Annotated in this window: 18 protein-coding genes; 14 read left to right on the forward strand and 4 right to left on the reverse strand. The window is 34.7% G+C overall.

The window, feature by feature from the left end; translation table 11 throughout:
* Position 1 precedes the first annotated feature (1 nt).
* Both HMPREF1135_RS13015 and HMPREF1135_RS13020 read right to left on the reverse strand, forming a co-directional pair.
* Positions 2-916 carry a carbohydrate ABC transporter permease gene (locus HMPREF1135_RS13015; protein ID WP_007595944.1) on the reverse strand — a complete coding sequence of 305 codons (915 nt, stop codon included), beginning with the start codon at positions 914-916 and terminating at the stop codon, positions 2-4.
* Entirely contained in the window at positions 888-2,159 is a 1,272-nt protein-coding gene (locus HMPREF1135_RS13020; RefSeq protein WP_034243232.1) for an ABC transporter substrate-binding protein, read from the reverse strand. The genes HMPREF1135_RS13015 and HMPREF1135_RS13020 overlap by 29 nt, the downstream gene beginning before the upstream one ends.
* 202 nt (positions 2,160-2,361) lie before the next feature.
* Here HMPREF1135_RS13020 and HMPREF1135_RS13025 point away from each other — a divergent pair, with 202 nt between their 5' ends.
* The 4 genes from HMPREF1135_RS13025 to HMPREF1135_RS13040 are packed head-to-tail and all read left to right on the forward strand — an operon-like array spanning position 2,362 to position 6,198.
* A complete protein-coding gene (locus HMPREF1135_RS13025) occupies positions 2,362-3,009 on the forward strand; it encodes a corrinoid protein (protein WP_007595957.1) in 648 nt (215 codons plus the stop codon).
* 4 nt (positions 3,010-3,013) lie between these two features.
* Positions 3,014-3,604: a hypothetical protein gene (locus HMPREF1135_RS13030; protein WP_007595959.1), complete on the forward strand. Its 591-nt coding sequence runs from the start codon at positions 3,014-3,016 to the stop codon at positions 3,602-3,604.
* A gap of 2 nt (positions 3,605-3,606) precedes the next feature.
* Positions 3,607-5,130, forward strand: coding sequence for an ASKHA domain-containing protein (locus HMPREF1135_RS13035; protein WP_007595962.1), 1,524 nt, complete (start codon positions 3,607-3,609; stop codon positions 5,128-5,130).
* 15 nt (positions 5,131-5,145) lie between these two features.
* Positions 5,146-6,198: a methylcobamide--CoM methyltransferase gene (locus HMPREF1135_RS13040; protein ID WP_007595965.1), complete on the forward strand. Its 1,053-nt coding sequence runs from the start codon at positions 5,146-5,148 to the stop codon at positions 6,196-6,198.
* 9 nt (positions 6,199-6,207) lie between these two features.
* On the opposite strand, the gene HMPREF1135_RS13045 is transcribed toward HMPREF1135_RS13040, so the two are convergent.
* Together HMPREF1135_RS13045 and HMPREF1135_RS13050 are read right to left on the reverse strand one after the other, a co-directional pair.
* A complete protein-coding gene (locus HMPREF1135_RS13045) occupies positions 6,208-7,785 on the reverse strand; it encodes a vWA domain-containing protein (protein WP_007595966.1) in 1,578 nt (525 codons plus the stop codon).
* A 114-nt stretch (positions 7,786-7,899) separates the two neighbouring features.
* A complete protein-coding gene (locus tag HMPREF1135_RS13050; protein WP_007595968.1) occupies positions 7,900-8,751 on the reverse strand; it encodes an AraC family transcriptional regulator in 852 nt (283 codons plus the stop codon).
* A gap of 178 nt (positions 8,752-8,929) precedes the next feature.
* Between HMPREF1135_RS13050 and HMPREF1135_RS13055 the strand changes: the two genes are divergently transcribed.
* From HMPREF1135_RS13055 to HMPREF1135_RS13100, 10 genes are all read left to right on the forward strand, one after another.
* Positions 8,930-10,306: an MATE family efflux transporter gene (locus tag HMPREF1135_RS13055; protein ID WP_007595969.1), complete on the forward strand. Its 1,377-nt coding sequence runs from the start codon at positions 8,930-8,932 to the stop codon at positions 10,304-10,306.
* 18 nt (positions 10,307-10,324) lie between these two features.
* Positions 10,325-11,674 carry an ABC transporter substrate-binding protein gene (locus HMPREF1135_RS13060; RefSeq protein ID WP_007595970.1) on the forward strand — a complete coding sequence of 450 codons (1,350 nt, stop codon included), beginning with the start codon at positions 10,325-10,327 and terminating at the stop codon, positions 11,672-11,674.
* A gap of 75 nt (positions 11,675-11,749) precedes the next feature.
* Positions 11,750-12,646, forward strand: a complete 897-nt coding sequence (locus HMPREF1135_RS13065; protein WP_007595971.1) for a carbohydrate ABC transporter permease — start codon at positions 11,750-11,752, stop codon at positions 12,644-12,646.
* Positions 12,647-12,648: 2 nt separating this feature from the next.
* Positions 12,649-13,506, forward strand: coding sequence for a carbohydrate ABC transporter permease (locus HMPREF1135_RS13070; RefSeq protein WP_007595972.1), 858 nt, complete (start codon positions 12,649-12,651; stop codon positions 13,504-13,506).
* A gap of 1 nt (position 13,507) precedes the next feature.
* Positions 13,508-14,659, forward strand: a complete 1,152-nt coding sequence (locus tag HMPREF1135_RS13075) for a glycoside hydrolase family 88/105 protein (RefSeq protein ID WP_007595973.1) — start codon at positions 13,508-13,510, stop codon at positions 14,657-14,659.
* The gene (locus tag HMPREF1135_RS13080; RefSeq protein ID WP_007595974.1) at positions 14,652-16,232 is read left to right on the forward strand and encodes a glycoside hydrolase family 28 protein; all 1,581 of its coding nucleotides are present in this window, start codon (positions 14,652-14,654) and stop codon (positions 16,230-16,232) included. The genes HMPREF1135_RS13075 and HMPREF1135_RS13080 overlap by 8 nt, the downstream gene beginning before the upstream one ends.
* Positions 16,229-17,254 carry a pectinesterase family protein gene (locus HMPREF1135_RS13085; RefSeq protein ID WP_007595975.1) on the forward strand — a complete coding sequence of 342 codons (1,026 nt, stop codon included), beginning with the start codon at positions 16,229-16,231 and terminating at the stop codon, positions 17,252-17,254. Before HMPREF1135_RS13080 ends, HMPREF1135_RS13085 begins: the two co-directional genes overlap by 4 nt.
* A 32-nt stretch (positions 17,255-17,286) precedes the next feature.
* Positions 17,287-18,276, forward strand: coding sequence for a hypothetical protein (locus tag HMPREF1135_RS13090; RefSeq protein WP_007595976.1), 990 nt, complete (start codon positions 17,287-17,289; stop codon positions 18,274-18,276).
* Positions 18,277-18,660: 384 nt separating this feature from the next.
* Positions 18,661-19,134 carry a type III toxin-antitoxin system CptIN family toxin gene (gene cptIN / locus HMPREF1135_RS13095; RefSeq protein WP_007595977.1) on the forward strand — a complete coding sequence of 158 codons (474 nt, stop codon included), beginning with the start codon at positions 18,661-18,663 and terminating at the stop codon, positions 19,132-19,134.
* Positions 19,135-19,276: 142 nt separating this feature from the next.
* The gene (locus tag HMPREF1135_RS13100) at positions 19,277-24,247 is read left to right on the forward strand and encodes a sacsin N-terminal ATP-binding-like domain-containing protein (protein ID WP_007595979.1); all 4,971 of its coding nucleotides are present in this window, start codon (positions 19,277-19,279) and stop codon (positions 24,245-24,247) included.
* Positions 24,248-24,274: the final 27 nt, after the last annotated feature.

Below are 24,274 nucleotides of genomic sequence, written 5' to 3' on the forward strand. Positions count from 1 at the left end.
ATCAATCCTCCTCCACTTCAAGCTTATAATAAAGCATTGTAAAGATAAATAGTATTATAACTACTACAGAGGAGAGTGCATATGCAGCTCCAAGATTAAACTTTGAGAAAGCCTGCTCATATATTTTCAGCATTAGAGTTTCAGTACTTCTCATAGGACCACCACCTGTAAGAACAAAGATAACATTAAAGGAATTGAAAGTCCATATACCTACCAAAGTTAATGTAACCAGAAATACTCTCTTGATACATGGACAGGTGATATGAAAGAATCTACTTATAACACCTGCACCGTCTATTTTTGCACTCTCATAAAGTGAAGAATTTATATTTGAAAGCCCGGCCATAAATATCATAGAGACCATTGGAAGCCCAAGCCAGGTATCCACAAATGAAGCGGCGAAAAATGCCATACCCGGATTTGAAAGAAAGCTTATATTTTCATGTATCAATCCAAGTTTTTGAAGATAGAAATTCAGATAGCCGTAATTTCCATCCAGTATCCACTTCCATATAACGGCTACTGCCACCTGTTGCATTGCCCATGGCAGGAGTGACATAAACTTTAGAAACTTTGAAAAGTACATATCACTGTTCATAAATAATGCCATGATAAATCCCAAAGACAATTTAAGAAAAACAGTAACTACAGCATATCTGAAAGTGAGTGAGAGGGTAGGAAGAAAGAATTTCGCACTGAAAACTTTCTTGAAATTTTCAAGGCCTACAAAGTTCATTTCACCGTTGATAATTGCAATCTTAAAAAAAGACCCCGATATAATGCGATATATCGGGTATCCAAATAATAATGCCACTACTATAAAAAGAGGCAGCAGCAATATATAAGGTTGAAATCTTTTTTTAAAATCGGCTCTATTTGAAGAGACTTTATTTTGCGACTTCAGACTGTGCCTCATCTAATGCCTCTTTTGCTCCCATCTCACCTGTAAGAGCTTTTTGTACAGCTGTGAGGAATGCCTTATTGAAGCTGTCCCAATCTTCTACCTGTGGCTCACTGATACCATACTCTATGCTTGCAGCAAATGCCTGCATAAACTCAGTTTTGAATCTTTCATCCTCAAACTCTTCCTTTAATATAGGGAACCAACCGAAAGCCTCTGATACAGGTCTTTGATATTCAGGCTGTCCCATAAATTCTACAAATTTCCATGCAAGATCTTTGTTCTTGCTGATACTTGAGATAACATAAGAGTCTGTTACCAAGGTTTCAGCCTTTTGCTTACCTTCAGGAAGTACTGCTACCTTGTAAGGTGCTGTATCGGCAGACTTATCAAGAGTTTCCTTCTCCCATGGACCTGATACAAACATTGCAAGATTACCGTTTGCAAATAATGTAGCCTGGTCTCCTCTTGCAGTGCTTACAACATCCGGAACAAGCTTTTCATCATTGAACTGCTTAAGATATTCTAAAGTACCCACATTTGCTTCAGTATCAAAAGTAATCTCACCCTTATCATCTACCAAAGCACCACCGTTTTGATATATAAAGTTTAAAAGCTCATCAGTTCCGCTTGTGATATCTGTAGGAATTGCAAATCCATACACATCAGGATTAGAGCTGTGAACCTCTTTAGCAGTTGCTAAAAGTTCGTCCCAGTTTGTTGGTGGTGTTTCTATCAAATCGCTTCTATAATATAAAGCTCTTGATGAGAATGCCATAGGAATACCGTATTGCTTTCCGTCAACGCTTCCTGTTGCCAAAACGGACTCAACTCTGTTTGCCTTAAAATCGTCTGTTATATAAGAACTTAAATCCTCAGCTATACCGAGAGTCGCAAGCTGCTTTAATGTTCTTGAACCTGTAAGCATGATATCAGGTGCATCGCCTGCCTGATAAAGTGAAACTATCTTTGAGTTGAGTTCATCCCAACCTACGGATACTATTTCTACTTCTACACCCTCATTTTCCTTTTCAAATCCTGCGATACCGTTATCAAGCTCTTTTTTTAAATATCCGCCGTCATAGCCGGGAACCAATAATTTGATCACAGTTTTTTCTGATGATGTACCTGCAGTTGTAGACTCTGCCGCTTCCTTGTTTGTCTCTGTACTCTCCGTTTTTGCAGTTGTAGAACATCCTGCTAAAAGTGTACTTGCAAGCATCATGCCGGCAAGTCCGAATGATAAGATTTTTTTCATAATTTTGTAAATTCATACCCTTTCTTTTGAATTTAAATGCTTAGAAATTATATCAAATATATATAGAAACATCTATATATATTCAAAAAAACGATAAAAGTATACTTTTTATTCAAAAGATATATAATAGCTTCATATGTTTTTATATTAAGATAGTAAGTATTGAAGAGAAAATTTTGGAGGCTTTAAGCAGATATTTAATATGAGAAGTAAAGAAGAACTTTTGAGACTGATGGCGGATTATGTAAGAGATATGGAAGATGAAGCGATTGTTGATATTGCAAAGGAATATCTGCAGGCAGGTTATCCGGCAAAAGAGGGTATACTTGACGGATTGACTGTGGGAATGGAGGAAGCCGGTAAGCTTTATGATGAAGAGGAATATTATATAGCGGAATTATTACTTTGTGCCGATGCGATGTATGCAGGTATTGATGTATTAAAAGGGAAAATAGAGGGGAATGTCGATAAGAAGATAAAGGCAGTAATCGGTGTAATAGAGGGTGATACACATGATATCGGGAAAAATCTTGTGAAGATAATGCTTGAAACCGCCGGTTTTGAGATGATAGATCTTGGAAGAGATGTTGCTGTAGAAGATTTTGTAAAGGCTGCAATTAAACATCAGGCAGGTCTTATATGTATGTCATCTTTGATGTCAACTACAATGTATGGAATGCAAAGGGTTATAGAGGGACTTGTAGAAAGCGGATATCGTGACAATGTAAAAGTTATGGTGGGAGGCGGTCCGATCACTCATAACTTTGCAATGCAGATAGGTGCAGATGCATATTCGGATAATGCTATAGAAGCTGTAAGTGTAGCAAAAAAGCTTTGCAATCAGGCCTAAGGTAATGAGAGATATATTATTTTGTCACGATAATAATAAATATCCGGCAGATGATGTTTATAATAAATTATATAAAGAGAATGTATATGAACTTGAAGGCATATTACAGACTTTTGATAATATCGGTGAGCTTAATACTGTATATAAGTACTTAATAAAATATGACAGGTTATCGGATGAAGCCAAAGATATTATAAAAGAAAAAATCTATGAGATAGAAACCGAGCTGATAAAAAGAGTAGATACAGCAATATCATATGGATTTAAAATAATAAGTCTTGCCGATCCGCTATCAAGTATTGAATTTTTGGGTAAAAAAGGTGCAAGAGTATATATTGATACTATTTTGCTAAATCTTATATATAAATTAAAGGATTTATGTGAGTCTAATGATTGTAGACTTCATCTATGCCCAAGACTTAGTAATCTATTGAAATCATATGGAGAATTTTACTTTAAGCAGATAGAACTTGAAGGCGGTTATTCCTCAATAGTTGAGGCTTTATTATCAAAACATGGAGAGAGTATAACAGCCGGCATATGTATACATTTTCGTGGTGAAATTGGTAGGATTACAGCTTTCAGATTGGATTAAATATGACGATATTGGAGTTTTTAAGAGAGAAAAATATTCATATAGATGCTGCATGCAATGGACTTGGTGTATGTGGAAAATGCAAGATAAAGCTTGAAAGTACGGATGTTTCCATAAGTGAGAGAAAACTTTTGGGAGAAGAAAATATAAAATCCGGATATAGGCTTGCCTGTATGCATTCCATAGATGAAGTTGATAAAGAGTTTATATTAAAATCTTTTGAATCAGAAAAAAAGCCTGAAAGTATCGTACTTACCGAAAGTTTTACACCTAAAATCATACATACAAATATACAAGAAAAGTACGGAATAGCTATAGATATAGGAACTACTACAGTGGCTATGGAGCTTATAGATTTAAAGAATGCTAAGATTATTTCAAAGGTTGCCGATGTGAACTCACAGGTTAAATTCGGCTTTGATGTGATGAGCAGAATTGCATTTACCTTGGAAAATCCGGAAGGACTTTCTACTTTGCAAAAAAGTATAGTAGATACTTTGAATACGCTTATAAATAAATTACTTGATGAAAGCAAGATAAGGAGAGAGGATATAGCGGAACTTGCAGTTTCAGCAAATACTACAATGTGTCATATCTTACTTGGAGAGAGTGTGGAGAGCCTTGGTAAATTTCCGTTTTTACCTAGATTTACAGAAGTAAAAAGAGTATGTGCAAAAGATATCGGTATTGATCTTGATGCTACACTTATAACTTTACCGCATATATCAGGATTTTTGGGTTCAGATATAGTATCCGGAGTATATGCAAGCGGTATTTGTGATGATAAAGATAAAAATATACTTTTTATAGATATCGGAACAAATGGTGAAATGCTTCTAAAAACAGATAATAATCTTCTAGCCACCTCATGTGCTATAGGACCTGCACTTGAAGGTATGAATATTTCATGCGGTATAAGAGCAGGAATAGGTGCGATAGATGATTTTCACATTGATGAGGCCGATATCTCTTATACTACTATCGGAAATACAGATCCAATCGGAATATGTGGCAGCGGTGTACTTTCTATGGTAAGGGAGCTTTTAAAGTCAGGGTTTATAAATAAAATGGGTGCTATAGATAAAAAATGTCTTGACAGTAATCATAGTTTTATTAAAGCAGACGATTCCGGTAAGCCTTTTATAAAAATAAATGATAATCTGTATTTTACAGCAAAAGACATAAGGCAGGTACAGCTTGCCAAGGGAGCGATACTTTCAGGAATAAGGGCACTTATAAAAAAGGCCGGCATTGAAACCTGTGATATAACAAGAGTGTGTATAGCCGGGCAGTTCGGTAAGTATATAAGTATGGACTCTTTCTTTGGAGTGGGACTATTGCCTAAGGAATTTGAGGGAAAGGTGGAATACCTTGGAAATACCTCTTTGACCGGAGCATATATGGCTCTTCTTGATAAAAATGCGATAGAGTATATGACTGAAATCTCTGTGGAGACTGAGTATTTTGAACTTTCAAAGCTTGAAGAGTATGAAAAAATATTTGCAAAGGCTTTGAGATTTGATTGATAATGGAGAAAATATATGGAACTTAAGATTCATCCTAATGATAAGATGACACCTATGGAAAGAGCAAAAGCAATAGCTGAAAAAAGAGATTATGACAGAATAATGATGGATCCTTTTTTGGGCGAGATAAAGGCAAGACTTATAGGAAAAAATACCAGAGAGTATTGGAGAAATGAAGACAGTCTTGTGATGGGAGATATAGTGTCTATGAACCGATTCGGTCTGGACGGAATGGGAGTAGGTCCAAATGCCTACGGCATTGCAGAGGCAATGGGAGTAGTGCCGCACTACCCCGAGCAGGGGCTGATATATGTTGAGAGTCATCCTATAAACAGTATTGATGAGGTCTATAAGCTAAAGGATATCACACTTGATAGCGGAAACTTAAAGATGTATTATAATGCGACTGCAAGGCTACGAGAAGTTGCAGACGGATTTTGTGGAGTGGGAGCTTCTGTATCAGGACCGCTAACTTTGGCAGGATTTGTACTTGGAACAGATAAACTTTTAAAAGCTATGATAAAATCACCTGATAAGGTGCATGAATTTTTGAGATATATAACAGATAATGTAAAAAAGGTCGTGGATATTTTTAATGTATTGGATATAGGTTTTTCAATGGCGGATCCTATAGCCTCATGTACTATGATAAGCCCAAAAATGTATAAGGACTTTGCATATCCATACACTTTGGAAATCAGCTCTTATATTAAGGAAAAATCAGGCAGAGCACCAAGCTATCATGTTTGCGGTAATACAAAAAAGGTGTGGGAACATGTAAAAAATCTGGATATAGGCCTCTTTAGTGTGGACAATGAGATAGATATAGATGAAACTTGTGAGTTTTTTGCAGATTCAAAGATGATTGCAGGGAATGTGGCACCGGTTTACACAATCTGCAACGGAACACAGAAAAATATAGAAGATGAAGTAAAGAGATGTATTCTTGCCGGAAAGAAATGTAAAAAAGGATTTATGCTTACTCCCGGGTGTAACCTCCCCCTCGCAACAACTGATGAAAAGATAGATATGTTTTTGAATGCGGGGAGGAAGTATAGTTTTATTTGATTATTATTTTTATTGTTCTTTCGTCAATGTAGCCATCTTTTTTACAAGTAATAAAAATTCCAACTTACTTGTATCGCTCTTGATATTGGGAATTGAATCAAGTAATGACACAACGCTGTCATAACTTGATTTGCCCTTAAACTCCGAATCACGAAGTAACATGCCGGTCTCAGCCACCGCGGCGGCGAACTTCATATTATCTGACATCTCAGTTTTGATGGATTCAGTTGTAACAGGATAGTTTAATTCTTTACTTGTTTCGGAATCAGGCTCCTTATATCTTACTGCAATATTTAAAAGATCATTTGAATCATTAGTGACACCGGTTTGATATTTAAGGTCTGAACCTATTTCCATAGGTGAATCATTGTCAACTATTTCATATAATACGGTTACTCTATGTCCTGAGCCTATTTCACCGCCATCCTTGGTGTCATCCTTAAAGTCCTCATCATCCAAGATACGATTTTCATAGCCTATCAGTCTGTATCCCTTTATAAATTTAGGGTTAAATTCCAATTGGAACTTTACATCCTTTGCTACAGTAAAGAAGTTTGCACCAAGCTCTTCTGAAAGTACTTTCTTTGCTTCAAATCTTGAATCGATATATGAATAATTTCCGTTTCCGTTGTCAGCCAGTGCCTCCATCTTGTTGTCCTTTATATTCTCAGTACCGAATCCCAGAACGGAAAGAAATACACCGCTTTCTTTTTCTTTCTTTATAAGCCTTGTGAGTTCGCCTTCACTTGTGATTCCGACATTCAGATCACCGTCGGTAGCAAGTATAACTCTGTTATTTCCGTCTGCTTTAAAGTATTTTCCGGCAATTTCATAAGCAGTCTTTATACCCTCAGATCCTGCAGTACTTCCTCCGGCTTCCAAATCTTCTATAGCAGCCATTATTTCTTTTGAATCCGATCCCTTTGCACCTTCAAGTACAACCTGATCGCTTCCTGCATATGTAACTATGGAAACAGTATCATTTTCTTTTAACTGTTCGCAAAGAAGCAAGAATGCATTTTTAACAAGCGGTAATTTGTTCGGTTCCTCCATAGATCCCGATACATCTATAAGGAATACAAGATTTGAAGGTTTCTTTTCAAGCTCCTCCATACTTTTAGCCTGCATTCCTACCATCATCAGCTTGGTGTCGGGATTCCATGGACATGCGGAAATCTCAGTAGTTACCGAGAATGGCTCACCCTCATTTGGCTGCGGATAGTCATAGTGGAAATAATTCAGCATTTCCTCAATCCTTACCGCATCGGCCGGAGGCAATTCTCCCGAATTTACGAAACGCCTGATATTTGCATATGATGCGGTATCCACATCAGCTGCAAATGTGGAAAGTGGTGAAGTAGCTACAGCTTTGAAGTTACTTTCATCAACAGCATTGTATTCCTCTGTATTATAATTTGTATCATAACTTACATAAGGAGCGGCATATTCAGCTACCTTTCCGGTATCATAAATTGCACCTTCGGTTTTAGGCTGTGGGCCTGAACATCCAACAAGTAAGGCAGGTGTGCTGAGGGCAAATATCAACATACCAGCGCTTACCTTACAAAAACTTGATCTATTTTTCATATACTCATCCTCCTAATAAAACAATCAAGTGTAAAGCTTATAATAATAGTAACATTAAATACAAGATAATAAATGTAGAAGAGTGTAAGTATTTATTAAAAATTTGGACATAATTTATTCATCAATCTGTGCATCACTTGATTTTCTGTAATGTCTGGGAGAAAGACCGTAGGTTTTTTTAAAGACGTCCTTAAAGTAGTTGCTGTCATTGAATCCGCAGCTAATTGCTATATCCGTTACGGTAAGTTTTGTGGTGGCAAGCTTTGTGGCGGCCTGCTTTAACCTTACATAGTTCAGATATTCTTTAAATCTCATTCCTGTAGTGTTTTTAAATTTTTTACTGAAGTATGTATAACTTAGACCTGCCATATCCGCAATATCGTCAAGAGTTAGAGGTTTATCATAATTGTCCGTGATATACTTTGCCAATGTCAGCATATGCTCGTCAGTGGTATTTATAATAGCCGGTGTAGAGCGGTTAAAAGAGCAGAGTCTGATACAGTACAGGAATAATTCTTTCAATAAAAGCCTGAGAGTTTTTGAGCTGTGTTCATCATCAAGCTTATCCTCCGTAAGCATACTTTGCAGATGCTCATTTATTTTACCTTGATAGGCTGCAGGCACATGGAATACCTCTTTGCTTGAAAAATAGTTTTTAAAAGTGTCATTGTTTATATAAATATTGTCGACAAGATCGCTGTACTTAAAGTAAATATTTATTCTCACACATGGAGTATCGGAAGTATATTTGGTATAGTGCATTTCTCTTGGCGGAATAAGCAAAAAATCTCCGGAATTCATCTCAAGCATCTGATTTTCGATGAAAAAAGTACATTTTGAAGCCTTGCAATAATATAATTCATAATACATATGAAAGTGATTGTCAGGCATATTAAATTTATAGCTGTTATTTCTGGTCGCGATGTTCACATAAATTCTGTCAATATCGGAATTTGATACTCTCATAAGACCTCCTTAAAATCACCAATTATAATTAACGGTTTCTACCCGTATTAAATTATATTATAACACAGTACTTAATTAAAAATAACAAAAAAACAGTAGTTTGCTTTGTTTTGCACTATTTTCAGTTGGTTTTTTGGCTTAAGCTGTTGTATAAATTAGTTAAACGAAAGGCAAAAGTATGAGTGAAAGTATCAAATGTAGCAGGGATGAAGCATTTAGAGAGAGAAGTTTAAATGGTGATATGCTTGCATTGGTTATTTATACAGGTATGCCGCTGGCGATATATCAGGGACTCAGTCAGTTGTTCAAAATATTTGATACAATAATGGCTGCCCATATAAATGCCGAATCGGTTTCCGCGGTAGCATATTTGTCACAGCTTATAGCTTTATTGTCTGCCATATCAGGCGGTCTTTCAGTAAGTGCCGGAATAAAGATTTCGAGTGCATTCGGAGAGGGCGACTATGATATGGTCAAAAAAAGAGTAAGTACTGTTTATTTGACAGCTGCAGTATTTGCGGTTTTGATGTTGGCTGTATTCATTCCGCTGACAGAACCGTTTTTAAAACTGGCGGCAACACCGGATATACTTATAAAAGCCGGTGCCTCATATTTCAGTATTGAAATTTTGACCATGGCTGTAAGTTTTATAAATAATATTTATATTGCAGTGGAGAGGTCAAGGGGGAATACATCAAGAATACTGTGGATGAATATGCTTGTACTGGTATCAAAGCTTATACTTACAGCAATATTTGTATACATATTCAACGGCGGATTGCATATGATTGCAATTGCCACCTTATTGTCTCAGAGTATATTGCTTATATTTGCAATATACAACAGTCTTGGAAAAGAAAGTATTTTCTCATTTGATTTAAAGTTTATCAGCTTTAGAAAAAATGTGGTAAATGATATGTATCTGCTTTCAATTCCTGTTGTGGCGGAAAAGATATTCTTTTCTTTGGGAAAGACCCTTATAAACAGCATGAGTACCGTATACGGAGCTTTGATGGTTGGAGCATTGGGAGTATCAAATACTCTTGGAGGAATTACAACATCACCGCAAAACGGATTTCAAGACGGCAGCAGTGCAATAATAAGCCAGAACTTCGGTGCAGGCAAATATAGGAGAGTGTTAAGCGCATTTTATAATACTGCAATTGTAAATACCGTAATGGGATTTATAATATGCACGGCAACTTTACTGGGACTGGATTTCTTAAGTAATATTTTTGCAGGAGGAGATATTCATTTTGCAAAAATGATCAAAGAAGTTTACAGATACGAAGCCGTAGGCTCGTTATTCCTGGGAGTCAATGCGGCAGTGATGTCATTACTTTACGGTTTGGGAAAGACAAGGATAACGATGATTTTAAATGTGTCAAGAGTCTTTGTATTCAGAATACCGGTACTTTACTTTCTTCAAAATTTTACAAATTTAAAAGATGCAAGTATAGGTATAGTAATGATGGTAAGCAATATTTCTATAACAGTTATGTCTGTGACAGTGATTTGCTTTGTTATAAGAAATTATAAAAATAAATATTTATAATAAAAAAAGAGGAGAATTATGATGAAAAAGTTAAGTTTGGCAATGGCTGTTTTATTGGCAGGTTCATTAACAGCGTGTACAGGAAATGTAGGTAAGGATGTTTCAAAGGAAGCACAAACCGGAGAGAGTACAACAGCAAAGAGTGAAGACGGATCTTCAGGTCCTGTTACAATCACATTTAACTGGTGGGGCGGAGATTCCAGACATGAGGCAACCCAAAAGGCAGTAGACGCTTTTATGGCAAAGAATCCTGATATCAAGGTTGAAGTAAACTTCGGTGCATGGACAGACTGGGAGCCCGCAAGAGCCTTAGAGTTCCAGTCAGGTACGGCGGCAGATCTTTCACAGATCAATATGGACTGGATCAGCAACTATGATGCAAACGGTGATACATTCCTTGATTTAAACACTGTATCCGATGTTATAGATCTTACTCAGTATGACAGCGCACTTCTTGACAGATCAAAGGATTCAAAGGGTGGACTTGCAGGTGTGCCTATAGCCGAGACCGGAAGAATTTTCTACTGGGATAAGACAACATTTGACGAGGCGGGTATTGATACACCTAAGTCTCTTGCAGATCTTAGAGCGGCAGGTGCCACATTTAAAGAGAAACTTGGAGATGATTATTATCCTTTGACAATGGGACAGTATGACAGAGCAATTTTTATGACATACTATCTTCAAGCTAAATATAAAGAAGCAATCTTCAGTGACGAAGGAAAGTTCAACTTCACTGAGGATCAGATAAAGGACGGCATAGAGTTTATTCAGTCACTTGAGGCGGATCATGTTATTCCTTCAATAAAAACTATAGACGGTGACGGTGCGGCAAGCTTTGATGTAAACGAGAAGTTTATCAGCGGAAAATATGCAGGTATTTTAGAGTGGGACAGCTCGGCAAGCAAGTTTAAAAAGGCATTGGGAGATGCAAGAGAACTTGTTGTAGGTGAAGAATTTAAGGATCTTGCCGACGGAAGCAACACAGGTGTATTCACAAAGATATCAATGCTTTATGCAATATCTGCAAAATCACAGCATCCGAAGGAAGCTGCAATGTTACTTAATTTCCTTGTAAACGATCCTGAAGGTATAGAGATAATCGGTACAGAAAGAGGAATACCGGCTTCAAAGGTGGCTCTTGAGCAGCTTACAAAGGCAGATAAAATAAATCCTATGACAGGTGATGCACATAAGAAGGTGCTTGAAGCGGCAGAGTTCAGTATGAGTCCTAAATTTGATGATTCATCACTTAAGGGTTCAACCGGACTTTATACAGAAGTATTCGGCGGTGTAAGCTATGGAGATTACAGTGCCGAGGACGGGGCAAAGATGCTCTTTGACGGATTTAGCAATGTAAGCAACTAAGTTTGCAAAATAAATATTTTTAATCTGACAGAGGGGGCCGTAGTTTTACAGCCCCCTTTTATAAGGAGAATTGTTTTGAAAAATAAGACATTTAAAAAAGTTTTGAAAAATAATATAGGTTTTCTTTTTATATTACCATGGCTTATAGGATTCTGCGTTTTTAAGCTCTATCCTTTTGCATCATCACTTTATTTCAGCTTTACGGATTTTCACCTGTTTAAGGGAATATCAAAGTATACTGTAGAAAATTATGTAGATGTATTTACAAATAAAAACGAGCTCAAGGCTTTGATTGTGACTTTTAAATATGCATTTATAACGGTACCGCTAAAGCTTGTAGCCGCACTGTTTATCGCATATATATTAAACTTTAAGATAAAGGGTGTAAACTTTTTCAGAACCGCATACTATATTCCTTCAATCCTTGGAGGTTCTGTAGCTATTTCAGTACTTTGGAAGGCACTGTTTAAAGATGAAGGACTTATTCAGACAGCATTTGCAATGATTGGACTTCATGCACCGAGCTTTTTCTCTGATCCGAACTGGGCATTGTTTTCCATATCACTGCTTAGAATGTGGCAGTTCGGTTCGGCGATGGTTATATTCCTTGCTGCACTTAAAGGAGTTCCGGCTGAACTTTATGAGGCGGCATCAATTGACGGTGCGGGAAAGTGGAAACAGTTTTTCTCTGTTACGGTACCGCTTATCACACCTGTAATATTTTATAATCTGATAACTCAGCTTGTACAGGCATTCCAGGAGTTTAACGGACCTTATATCATTACACAGGGTGGACCTAGAGGTTCAACTACTCTGATGTCACTTTTGATATACAACAATGCATTTAAAAACTATCAGATGGGTAAGGCAAGTGCTCAGGCATGGGTATTGTTTGTTATTTTACTTGTTTTGACAGCGATAGCATTCTATTCACAAAAACGTTGGGTTTATTATGCGGATGAGGAGAGATAAAAATGAGCCTGAAGACAAAAAGAACTATACAAGTTGTGATAAGGTACACCGTTTTGATAGCGGTAGGAATATTTATGATATATCCGCTTTTATGGATGATCGGAGCCACATTTAAGCCGAATAATGAGATATTCTCAGGGCTTAATATTCTTCCGAAAAAGGCTACATTTGAAGGATATTTAAATGCAATGAAAAACTATGGCGGTGATATAAATATATGGAAGGCGATGTTAAATACCTATTCATATGTTATACCTGCCGTAATATTTACAATAGTTTCATCCACTTTAACGGCATATGGTTTCGGAAGATTTAAATTCTTCGGAAGAAGTGTATTATTTGCAATACTTATGTCAACACTTTTCCTGCCACAGGTGGTTTTAAATGTACCGCAATATATTATGTACAATATTTTCGGCTGGGTAGGATCAAAGCTTTATCTGCCGCTCATTGTTCCTTCAATGTTTGCTACCGAGACATATTTTGTATTTATGCTTATTCAGTTTTTAAGAAATATACCTAAGGAGCTTGAAGAAGCGGCAAAGATTGACGGATGTAATGAAATACAGACTTTGATAAAGGTAATAGTTCCTATGTTAAAGCCGGCACTTGTTTCATGCGCACTTTTTAAATTTATGTGGGCAAGCAATGACTTCCTTGGACCGCTTTTGTATGTAAACAATCCTGCAAAATATCCTGCAACAATATTTGTAAAGCTTGCAATGGACTCGGATGCAGGATTTGCATGGAACAGGATACTTTCAACATCACTTATTTCGATTCTACCTTCAATAATTATATTCTTTATAGCACAGAATCAGTTTGTAGAGGGAATATCGGCAGGTGGAGTAAAGGGTTAATATGGTAAAAAAAGAAAAATATATATTACTTGATAAATATATTGATTTTTTATTGGAAAACTCGGATGCCTCTTCACCGATGTGGAATATAGAACGTATTAGAAGCGGAAGCAAAAATAAGTGGAATTATATTGACGCCTGCATGATAAGCGCATATCTTGAACTTTATGAAATAAAGAAAGATAAAAAGTATCTGAACTTTTGCGATGATTTTGTATCCGCATTTGTAAACGAGGACGGAAGTATAAATACCTATGATATAGAAGATTACAATATCGACAATATAAGGCCCGGAAAGAATCTTTTTAAGCTTTTTGAACTTACAGGTAAAAAAAAGTATAGAAAAGCCATGGATACTGTATACTCTCAGCTTAAAACCATGCCGAGAACTGATGAAGGTAATTTTTGGCATAAGAAAATTTATCCTTATCAGGTCTGGCTTGACGGACTTTATATGGCACAGCCATTTTATATGGAGTATGAAACAAAGTATAACAGGATGAGATTTTGTATTGACAGCTTTTCACAGTTTGAAAATGTGGAAAGAATAATGAAAGATACAAATACAGGGCTGTATTATCACGGTTATGACGAGTCAAGGCAGTCGCTTTGGTGTGATAAGAAAACTGGGTTAAGCAAAAATTTTTGGTTGAGGTCAATAGGATGGTTTATCTTAAGTCTTGTGGATACGGCACTTGCCATTGATGAGTCATTATACTATGAATTCAGAAGATTAAAGGAGATGCTTTATAATCTTGCAAACGATTTGCTTAAGTTTCAGGATGATAGCGGAATGTTTTATCAGCTTGTAGACAGGAAAGATGATAAAGACAATTACCTTGAGACATCGGGAAGTGCGCTTATTTCATATGCTTTCTTGAAAGCGGCAAGAAATAAACTTTTACCGAAAAGATTTGAAGATATCGGAAAGAAGATATTTGACGGTATTTTGGACAGGTATCTGTGTGTTGAGGGAGAAGAGCTCTCACTTGGAGGAATTTGCCTTGTAGCCGGACTTGGAGGCAAGGAAAACAGGGACGGAAGCGCAGAGTATTATTACTCTGAACCGGTTGTAAAAAATGAAGCAAAGGGAGTGGCACCGCTTCTTATGGCATATACGGAAATAATAAGGTTGGGGATGACATATGATTGACTTTGAAATTGTAAAGGTATTTAAGAGGAGTGTAACAATTGAAGTCTGTTGTGATACTCCTTATGAAAATAAAAAAATATATGATATTTTTATAAACGGTGAAAAGAAAATATCAATAAATAAAAATGTTATATCAATTTTTGATCTTCTTCCTGACAATGATTATAATATATATATCACTTGCGAGAATGAGGATTCCGATAAAAAAAACTTTCATACGGAATATGAATATGTACTTCTTAATGTAAAAGATTTTGGTGCCGCAGGTGACGGGGTAAAGACTGATTCGGTATGTATACAGGCTGCAATAAATGCCTGTCCTAAGGACGGTACAGTTTATATTCCTAAGGGAAAATATTTATGTACTCCGGTATTTTTAAAGAGCAATATAGATCTGTGGATAGATAAGGATGCCATACTTATCGGTGAAAAGGACAGAAAAAAGTATCCGATTCTACCGGGTATGACACAGTCAAGTGATGAGAATGACGAGTACAATATAGGATCATGGGAAGGTAACCCGCTGGACTGCTTTGCCGCACTTATTACGGGAATAAGTGTGGAGAATGTACTCATATTCGGTGAGGGTATACTGGACGGTAATGCCGGTATGCTTGACTGGTGGAAGGATGCAAAGAAGAAAAATATAGCATGGAGACCGAATACGGTATTTTTACATAATTGTAAAAACATTGCCATGCAGGGACTTTGTATAATGAATTCACCTTCATGGACTGTTCATCCTTATTACAGTGACAATCTTTTGTTTTTAAACAATACAATTATGAACCCTGACAATTCACCAAATACTGACGGACTTGATCCTGAAAGTTGTGAAAATGTTCTTATACTTGGTGCGGATATTTCTGTTGGAGACGATTGTGTTGCAATAAAGAGCGGAAAATACTATATGGCACTGAAGCATTATAAGCCTGCAAAGAATATAGTTATCAGAAACTCAATATTCAGAAAAGGTCACGGAAGTGTGACTATCGGTTCCGAAGTTGCGGCAGGAGTATATGATGTAAGCGTGGAAAAGTGCATATTTGAAGGTACGGACAGAGGACTTAGAATAAAGACCAGAAGAGGCAGAGGAGAGAAATCCGTTCTTGATAATATTTGTTTTGAGAATATTATTATGAAAGATGTATGCATGCCTTTTACCGCAAATATGTTCTATTTCTGTGATCCTGACGGACATTCCGATTATGTACAAAATCAGGATAAGATGGAAGTCAATGAAAAGACTCCGAAAATCGGTAAAATAGCGGCAAGAGATATCAGATGTGAAAATGTAAAAAATATATTTGCATGTTTGTATGGACTGCCTGAGATGCCTGTTGAGGAAATTGTACTTGAAAATATTACATTAAATTTTGATAAGAATGAGAATATCAAGCCTGTTGTTCCGATAATGATGGACAATTTCCCGACTATGTGTAAAAGAGGAATATTTGCAAAGAATATAAAAAAGCTGATATTAAAAAATATAGAAATTACAGGCAGTAAAGACAGTAATCCTTTTATGGAAAATATTGAGGATTGTGAATGTACAGGGGTGAGTTTTAATTGATAATAGAAGACAATAAAATAATAATCAAAGTCGGAAAAAGAGACGGTGATTACAGCAGTTTAAGAGAGTGTATGCACTCTCTTAATTTTCTAAATACAGTTAATAAAAAGATAGAGATAATACTTACAGATGAAAAATACTTTGAGCAGGTGATTATTACAAAACCTGATATCTTATTGAGAGCAAAAGAGGGGGTAAGCCCTACAATAAGCTTTTATTACGGAATAGGCTATAAATATAAAAGCATAGGAGAGTCGGGCTATTTTGAGGAAAATAAAGGAGAGTATAAGCATTTTGCAAAAAGATGGGGCGCAACTGTTATAGTTGAAAAATCTGCATATAATTTCAGAGCCGAGAATATAAACTTTGAAAACTCTTTTAATCTGTATATGACAGAGAGTGAAATAAAAGACGGTATTGAGAAAATCAGCAGTGAAGAATACGGACAGAGTAAATGTGAAATAAATGAAGAGAGATTATCCCTTGAAATTAAAGTGGGAGAGTATCATAATAAAGAGAGAGCGGCGGCTTTGGTCTGTGAAGCCGATAATTGTGTATTTGTAAACTGTAATTTCAAATCAAGCCAGGACACATTATATGCAGGACATGGCAGGCAAAGATTTATTAACTGCAATATCTATGGTAATGTAGACTGTATTTTCGGTGAAGAAGATGCAAGAGCCGATTTTATAAGGTGTAATCTTATATGGCTCGGATATACGGGAGAGGAGGCATCTCCCGGAATAATATGTGCTCCGAAGGGAGTATTTACATTCTATAAATGCAGAATCGAAAAGAATAAGGATAAGAATTATAAAAGTCTTCCGGGATATATGGCAAGACCGTGGAGAGCAAGCGGCGCGGTATTATTTTGTAAATGTGATATAGAAAAAGATTCGGTATGTAGAGAAGGGTTTACAGAAATGAATAAAGTTACCCCTGAGGAAGTGGCTTTTTTCGAGCATGAAAATATTTGCAACGGACAGGTCTTTATTACGGACAGGGGTAAAGCGCTGTTTTAGTGATTAAAAAAAATATCATAGGGGGTATTTTGGTGGCTGTCAGTATTAAAGATAATGAAAAAGCTCTTGCAGGTGCAAGATGTATTATACAAAACTGGATAGAGGCAAAGGAAAATGAGGTATTACATTTTATAACCGATGAAAATCATATTAAAGAAGCCGATATTTTTGAGCTGGCAGCCTTTGAGTGCGGTGTTATTCCGAAGATAACCATACTTTCCTCAGACGGTGTACAGTCGGGTGAAGTAATAGAAAAAATGAAGGGCACAATGTATTATTCGGATGTGATAATAGGCGCCACACATTATTCATTTATTACTACTGAAGCGGTAGAATACGCCTTGAAAAAAGGTTCAAGATTCCTTTCTTTTCCGATGCATACAAATGACAGCAGCTCTATATTTGAGAGAGAGTTTATCAGAATGAGCCCAAAGGTGGCCAAAAGAATGGGACAACCCTTAGCTGAAAAAATTACAAAAGCTGACAGAGTGGTAGTCAAAACAAAGAAAGGCACAAATGTTGCTTTTAGTATTACCGGAAGAAAGGCAGGCATATTTGCGGGAAGCTGTACAAGAAGAGGAAGAGTGGCTTCTTCAAGCTTTGAAGTATATGTGCCCATTGTAGAGATAATGACAAACGGAGTTGTAATTGCAGACGGTTCGCTTGGATATCTTGGAGCTATAAAAAATCCTATAGAATTGGTATTTGAAAATGGTTATTTGGTTGAGATAAACGGAAAAGAGGATGCGACAAGACTTAAAAAATATATGGAAAGCTTCGGAGATAAAGAAATATACTGTGCCGCAGAACTTGGAATAGGATTAAACACGAAGTCAAAATGTGAAGGCATCTGTTATATTGAAGATGAGTCAACCTATAAAACATTTCATATAGGATTTGGAAGGAATATAGCGCTTGGAGGCAATCATGAAGCAAAAGGGCATTTTGATATTGTAACACATGAGCCGGATATTTTTGTAGATGATATTATGGTTATGCAAGGGGGAGAGATTGCAAAATAAAGCAGACTATTTATAAAATATGACTAATGAGACTTGTTGGAAATATATACTTAGCTTATAGTTCTTGAGTTCAAAAGTAAAGTTACATTATATTAAATGAATAATAAATATATTATTGCAGTATTATTTTAGCAGTATTATTTTAATAACTTGGGTGTTGTAAAAAAATGAATCATATGCTAAAATTTAAGCAAGTAAATGTTAGCCGTTTCTCATAGGACGGGATATAAAATTATGAGGTGTAATTTAGCCACTTGCCGTTGGTGTGGGATATAAGTAATTCGGTGTGTAAATGTAGCCACTTACTATATGGGTGGGGTATAAATAATATAGTGCGTAAATCCCTCTAATCGAAATGATAGAGGGATTTTTTTGGAGGTTTGTATGGAGGTAAAACAAGGATATTCTTATCATATAAAGGATCGTTTCTTTTCTGATGTGTCAGATTCCTCTCTAATGAGCAACAAGGAAAATAGAAATTATCGACCGCATTACTATGCAATTGAGGATTCAAAGAATAAAGATATTTTTTGGATGATACCGATTAGCTCAAAAGTAGAAAAATACAAAAAGATTATTGCTTCTAAAATAAAGAGAAACGGAAAGTGTAGCACGATTATAATTGGGACATTTGCCGGAGAAGAAAATGCGTTTTTGATACAGAATGCCTTTCCGGTCAAAGCGGTTTATTTGGATCATGTGCATACGATTCAGGGAAATCCGATTACAGTACACAAAAAATTGGATAAAGAACTTCGGACAAAGTTGAAGGAAGTCATCGCTATGAAGAAAAGAGGAATAAATCTTTTTTTTACAGATGTAGATATGATTTTAGAGCTTATGAACAGATTGGAGTAGGTAGTAAATTTTAGAACTTGATTGCTTTGCTAAGTTTTAAGGTGCAACAATTTCACTATTGTTGTAATGAGAGTAAACAAAAAAATTGACTTAAAAAAGTGATAAATGATAATAACATACAATCAATGATTGAGGAGATATTATGGAAGACACAGAACTAATGAGGACAGTAAAAGCTATATTTGAAGATAATACGAACTATACTTTTCCAATACATGCAGTAAATCAGGCTGATTCCCTAACAGCTTTGTCGGTGGATCTTTATACAGATGCCAATAGATTTATCTATGAGCTTTTACAGAATGCTGATGATTCAGCTTTTCATGATAACGGAGTGAAGGTTTGGATAAAAATATTTAATGATAATTTAGTTGTTGCACACTCGGGTAAAGTATTTGACACACGAGATATTAGAGGCATTTGTAATATAAATAACGGAACTAAAAAATCTGACCTAAAAAAAACGGGATATAAGGGCATTGGATTCAAATCAGTGTTCGGACAGTCAGATTATGTCGTAATTTATTCGGACGGAGAATTTTTTAGATTTGATAAAAATTATGATTTTAAATGGAGATGGGAAAAATCAAAAAAAGACTGGGAAAAAGACAATAACAGAAAATTTGAATATCCTTGGCAAATAATTCCGATATATACAGAGAACACGGAGATTAGTGAACAGATTAGAGATTATATTTTTAAAGTAGGTGCTAAGGTTGCAACAATACTAAAAATAAACTATATTCAAGAAACGATTGATGCTATTAGAGTTCTCACTGAAAATAGTAATATGTTTTTATTTCTAAAGCATATAACTGAAATAATTATTGAGGATAAAGTTATTACAATAAATAGAAACATCAAAAATAGATTGATATTAAGCGATGATACCAATTCTCAAAAGGAGTGGATAATAAAAAATATTAAGTTAAATGTTTCAAATGATTTACGAAAGTCTCTTTTAGAAGAACGCAATATTCCTCAAAAATTATTGGAAGCAAATAACATTGATATGATTTTTGCAGCGCAAATTGATAAAAATAGGATAGTAGAGTTAAATAAAGAAGATAGACTTCTATATTCGTATTTACCTACGGGAGAAACACAATATGCCATTCCTGTATTGGTGAATACAAGTTTTCTTGTTTCAGCTAATAGGGAAAGTATTCACAAGGATTCAAAGTGGAACAAATGGTTGTTTGAGAGTATTTCATATGAAATATTTAAGTGGATTTCTGAATTGATACAGACAAAAATTTCATTTGAAGCATATAAATTAATACCTAAAAAGACAGCACATTCGGATAGTTTAGCAAATTCGTTTAATAATGGAATAGACAAAGCCAAAGAAGAAATTAAATTTATTTTATCACGTAAAAATACTATGATTAAGATTGGCGAGGCATTAATAGATTTTACACATTTATCGGAAAAGAGTTCTATTGATGAAGAATCTATAAAAAATTTCGTTGCCGAACAGAATGGTAATAAGGGAGACCTATTTTATGTTGAAAAATGTGGCTTTTGGAGTGAGCTAAAAAAAATAGGTGTATCAAGTTTTGAATGGAAAAGTTTTAAGGAATTTATAGATTCAGAAAAATTTAAAGATACTCACTCAATTCAAAGAAATATTGATTTAATAAAATTTTTGAAAGAATGTTGTGAATCTGAGAAGGTTAAAGATGTTACTAAAGAATATTTATGTAATCTTCCTTTTATCTGGGATCATAAAAGTAAATTCAATTATCCTAAGCAAGTGTGTTTTCCGGTTGGCGATGATGAAGAATGGAATAATTTAGAAAGTGAATTATCGTTTGTCCATAAAGATATCTTAAATTGGTTATTACGGGATTTAGCAACTAAAAACTGGCTAGAAAGTCTTGGTGTAAAAGAGAAAACGGATATAACTTATATCTCACAAACTATTATACCTCGGGTAAGAGAGTATATTAATTCAGAGAATGCAATAACGGCAATTCAAAAGCTATATTCTTTGTACAAAAAAGGAGATTTAAAAGGAGATCTTCTTAAAGAGTTATCGGAAATAAAATTATTAACTACAAAAAATTCATTACTACAAGCTTCAAAATGTTATTTATCTAATTTCTACAAACCAAGATTAGAAATTGAAGGAGTACTTGATGAGGATATGTTTGTTAGTGAATGTTATTGTCAAAACAATCTTGAAAAGGATGAGTGGAAACTATTTTTCAAAATCCTTGGAGTTTCTGAAGGAACTAGCCCACTTGTATATGAAGGTAAAAATGATAAGTTGAGTTCAATGAATTCTGAAATTGATGATAATTATTTTGATGAAATTTTCTTAAAAACTCCCCTTCCTTATCCAGGCTTTTCTGTTAATAGCATTGGTAATATAGTTTCTATCAAACATATTCATTATATAGAAAATAACTATCACTTAGCATTAAAGTTTTGGAAAGATTATATAGATAACTTTAATTCTAAGAATATAAAATCAACTGCTAGAGGCTATTGGGGATACTCTGGTCTGGATGGGCAAAATATTGGAGTAGAAGTAGAAAATTATATTCCATGGTTCATAAGAAAAATTGCGTGTATTCCCACACTTTCACAAAAATTATATGTTTCCAGCAAAGTATTTTTAAATATTAATGAGATTAGTGCTATTGCAGACAAATATTTACCTGTGTTCAATGGACCGGAATTATCTCAAGATTGGAAAGCTTTTTTCAATTTTAAAACTCAGTTGGAACTTGAAGATTATTTACGTGTTCTTGAAAGAATTTCATTGGACGTTGAAGAAAATGGTGAAGTAAAAGAAGAAAACAATAAAAGAATACAATCAATTTATTCATTTTTATTAGATAGCTGTTTAAATTGGAGCAATGATGATACTAAATTAGTCTCATTATGGTCGAAGAATAATTTACTATTAAGCAGTAAGGGAACTTTTATAAAATGTGAAGAACTGCACTATTTCATAGATGGAAACGAATCTATTTTTCAGGATCAATATAATTTTATTAGGTTAAATGCTAAGAATAAAGCACATTCAAATCTTAGAACAATGTTAAATTATTTCAAAGTAAAAATTTTGAGTCAAAATCAGTTTAACTTGAAACATGATGATTTGGAAAAATGTGACAAATTAACGAGTAAATTAAAGAATATTGCTCCCTATTTAAAATTGTGGATAAGGCATGATGATAAGGATAATAATGCCTCGTGGGAATTAGTGCAGAAAAAAGTGAGTGATTTAGAGGCAAATCAATCTAAAGAACTGAAAATCACATATGATGAATTGGATTTTGTGAAATCTGTTAATATACATTTCGATGGGAATACTCTTTATGTAACCAAACCATGGTATTCAAATAGTGTATTGTTAAAGTTGTCAGAAATACTCTGTGTATATTTGGGGTTGGAAGGGAGTAACAATAAACTGGATTTTTTATTAAGATCCGAAATCAATGAAATACAAGATTATTTTCTTCAAGAAGGTATTGAAATTCCATTAGAGTGTAATATAGACAAATCTGACAAAGAGATTTCACAATATTATGATGCTCCTAATAATGATAAAAACAATGATTTTTTTGAAGCTTCGGAAAATGATCCTCAAAAAAGAGAATACATTAAATCACTCATTCCAAGATCGGTAGAAAATGTACTAAATCATCTTCGCACATTGCCTGAATATGATTGTACATATGCTGATGTGATTTCTGAAAGTGTTATTGATGGTATAACAAAAAATGGAAATGATATCAAAGTAGTTGCTAGACCTTCAGATAATGATAAAATCAGACTTTATTATGATTCAGAATTTGATGTTCTTGAATATGTAGATTCAGAGCTTTGGTACGAAGATGGAATTACACCACCTAAACAATTTACGCTTGGTCAACTTTTGAAGATGAAAGAGATTAATAAAATACCAATCAAGCAAATGAATATCGAAAATATTGAATTTAATAATCCTAAATCTGATACTTTAGATTTTGATGCCATACCATTTTCGCCGGAGAAAACGGCAAGAATAATTTCATCATTTGCAAATACTGATGGAGGGACGATTTTATTTGGGGTAAAAGAAATATATTCTAAAGAAAATAAAATTGTGGGATTAAGCACAGATTTTAATGTTGTTGAAATAACCCGTAAAGCAATATCAATGCTCAAGCCTACTCCTGATGTGACATATGATTGGGTAAAAAAAGATAAAAAGTTTGTGTTTGCAATTGATGTTAGAAAGAGTAATGAGGATATATATTTGAATAATCAAAAGTATATTAGAGAATCAATAACTACCAAGATGGCATCTACGAATTTTGTTGATAGAAAAACTATAAATAATCCCCAATTCAATAAAACAATTGCAATAATCATTGCGATTGAAAATTATAAACATCAGGTGCCAAGTGTGAAATATGCGATGAATGATGCTTCTAGGTTTAAAGAAATGCTGATATCCTCAATAGGTGTGGATCAGGAAGATATTCATGAATATAAGGATGGAGACGCTTTGAAGAGTACCCTTGAATACGATTTTTATAATTTGTTTCATAGTTTAACTGAAAATGACAGGTTGATTTTTTACTATGTTGGTCATGGATTCCATGATGGAGTGACAAATTATTTATCAACCTATGATATGCATCCATACAATGTAGCTGGTACAGCTGTTTCTTTGCGAAAAATACTCTTAGACCCGCTAGTAAAATCTAAATGCAAGAATGCACTCATTTTTATAGATGCATGTGCTAAAGCTTTTAAGAATGATAATGAAAGAAATAATCTGGCTGATATTAATGAAGAAGAGTTTAGAATTATTTCGAGTGAGTTTAAGTGTTATTCTATTTTTTTATCATGTAATCCAGGACAAAGTTCGTATTCAAGTGATGAATTTGAAAATGGAATATGGACATATTTTTTAACTAAAGCGATAACTGAATCGAATAATGAAGCGGTTTGCAAAGCTTGTGATCGTAAATATATTACTGATAGAAAGTTGGCGGATTATCTCTCAAATCATGTATCAAATTATGCTAAAGAAATTTGTAATTGGACTCAAAATCCTAAAACAATATTTGATTCAAGCTATGAAAATGTTATAACTGAAATTAAGTAATATTTTTTGAGACAATATATGCTTTTT

Origin of the sequence: Lachnoanaerobaculum sp. OBRC5-5, assembly GCF_000296385.1 — a bacterium.
Taxonomy (GTDB): domain Bacteria; phylum Bacillota; class Clostridia; order Lachnospirales; family Lachnospiraceae; genus Lachnoanaerobaculum.

Coding starts and splice junctions, on each gene's coding strand:
- HMPREF1135_RS13015 (WP_007595944.1), bottom strand. CDS start 916: ATGAGGCACAGTCTGAAGTCGCAAAATAAAGTCTCTTCAAATAGAGCC.
- HMPREF1135_RS13060 (WP_007595970.1), top strand. CDS start 10,325: ATGATGAAAAAGTTAAGTTTGGCAATGGCTGTTTTATTGGCAGGTTCA.
- HMPREF1135_RS13030 (WP_007595959.1), top strand. CDS start 3,014: ATGAGAGATATATTATTTTGTCACGATAATAATAAATATCCGGCAGAT.
- HMPREF1135_RS13025 (WP_007595957.1), top strand. CDS start 2,362: ATGAGAAGTAAAGAAGAACTTTTGAGACTGATGGCGGATTATGTAAGA.
- HMPREF1135_RS13100 (WP_007595979.1), top strand. CDS start 19,277: ATGGAAGACACAGAACTAATGAGGACAGTAAAAGCTATATTTGAAGAT.
- HMPREF1135_RS13040 (WP_007595965.1), top strand. CDS start 5,146: ATGGAACTTAAGATTCATCCTAATGATAAGATGACACCTATGGAAAGA.
- HMPREF1135_RS13020 (WP_034243232.1), bottom strand. CDS start 2,159: ATGAAAAAAATCTTATCATTCGGACTTGCCGGCATGATGCTTGCAAGT.
- cptIN (WP_007595977.1), top strand. CDS start 18,661: ATGGAGGTAAAACAAGGATATTCTTATCATATAAAGGATCGTTTCTTT.
- HMPREF1135_RS13045 (WP_007595966.1), bottom strand. CDS start 7,785: ATGAAAAATAGATCAAGTTTTTGTAAGGTAAGCGCTGGTATGTTGATA.
- HMPREF1135_RS13075 (WP_007595973.1), top strand. CDS start 13,508: ATGGTAAAAAAAGAAAAATATATATTACTTGATAAATATATTGATTTT.
- HMPREF1135_RS13035 (WP_007595962.1), top strand. CDS start 3,607: ATGACGATATTGGAGTTTTTAAGAGAGAAAAATATTCATATAGATGCT.
- HMPREF1135_RS13080 (WP_007595974.1), top strand. CDS start 14,652: ATGATTGACTTTGAAATTGTAAAGGTATTTAAGAGGAGTGTAACAATT.
- HMPREF1135_RS13050 (WP_007595968.1), bottom strand. CDS start 8,751: ATGAGAGTATCAAATTCCGATATTGACAGAATTTATGTGAACATCGCG.
- HMPREF1135_RS13070 (WP_007595972.1), top strand. CDS start 12,649: ATGAGCCTGAAGACAAAAAGAACTATACAAGTTGTGATAAGGTACACC.
- HMPREF1135_RS13055 (WP_007595969.1), top strand. CDS start 8,930: ATGAGTGAAAGTATCAAATGTAGCAGGGATGAAGCATTTAGAGAGAGA.